Source organism: Leclercia sp. EC_58 (assembly GCF_019584355.1).
Classification (GTDB): domain Bacteria; phylum Pseudomonadota; class Gammaproteobacteria; order Enterobacterales; family Enterobacteriaceae; genus Enterobacter.
The window spans coordinates 1,960,836-1,961,511 of the sequence record NZ_VDAM01000001.1; the positions used below are offsets into that span (position 1 = coordinate 1,960,836).

The window sequence follows — 676 nt, forward strand, 5'->3', positions numbered from 1 at the left end:
TTCATGACTGGGGTGAAGTCGTAACAAGGTAACCGTAGGGGAACCTGCGGTTGGATCACCTCCTTACCTTAAAGAACCTGCCTTTGCAGTGCTCACACAGATTGTCTGATGAAAATTAGCAGTAAAAAATCTCTGCAGGCTTGTAGCTCAGGTGGTTAGAGCGCACCCCTGATAAGGGTGAGGTCGGTGGTTCAAGTCCACTCAGGCCTACCAAATTTGTCTGATGAAAATTAGCAGTAAAAAATCTCTGCAGGCTTGTAGCTCAGGTGGTTAGAGCGCACCCCTGATAAGGGTGAGGTCGGTGGTTCAAGTCCACTCAGGCCTACCAAATTTTTACTGATGCTGCGTTGCGGCGACACTCACATACTTCAGTATGCTTCGTGTCACCACGCCTTGCCTCAGAAAAAATTGGCGGTACAGAGAAGACCACGATGGGGCTATAGCTCAGCTGGGAGAGCGCCTGCCTTGCACGCAGGAGGTCTGCGGTTCGATCCCGCATAGCTCCACCATCTTTACTGCACAACCTGAAAACTTCAGAGTGTACCTGCGAAGGTGCGCTGCGAAGTTTTGCTCTTTAAAAATCTGGATCAAGCTGAAAATTGAAACGACACACGTTAAGTGTGTTCGAGTCTCTCAAATTTTCACAACACGAAGTGAAACAGCTTCGGGTTGTGAG

Annotated in this window: 3 tRNA genes; all 3 read left to right on the forward strand. The window is 49.0% G+C overall.

Annotation, left to right across the window (positions count from 1 at the left end):
* Positions 1-136 precede the first annotated feature (136 nt).
* The 3 genes from FHC51_RS09500 (at position 137) to FHC51_RS09510 (ending at position 509) form a co-directional block, all read left to right on the forward strand.
* Positions 137-213, forward strand: a tRNA-Ile gene (locus FHC51_RS09500).
* Positions 214-251: 38 nt separating this feature from the next.
* Positions 252-328, forward strand: a tRNA-Ile gene (locus tag FHC51_RS09505).
* 105 nt (positions 329-433) lie between these two features.
* Positions 434-509, forward strand: a tRNA-Ala gene (locus tag FHC51_RS09510).
* The last annotated feature ends 167 nt before the right edge of the window (positions 510-676 follow it).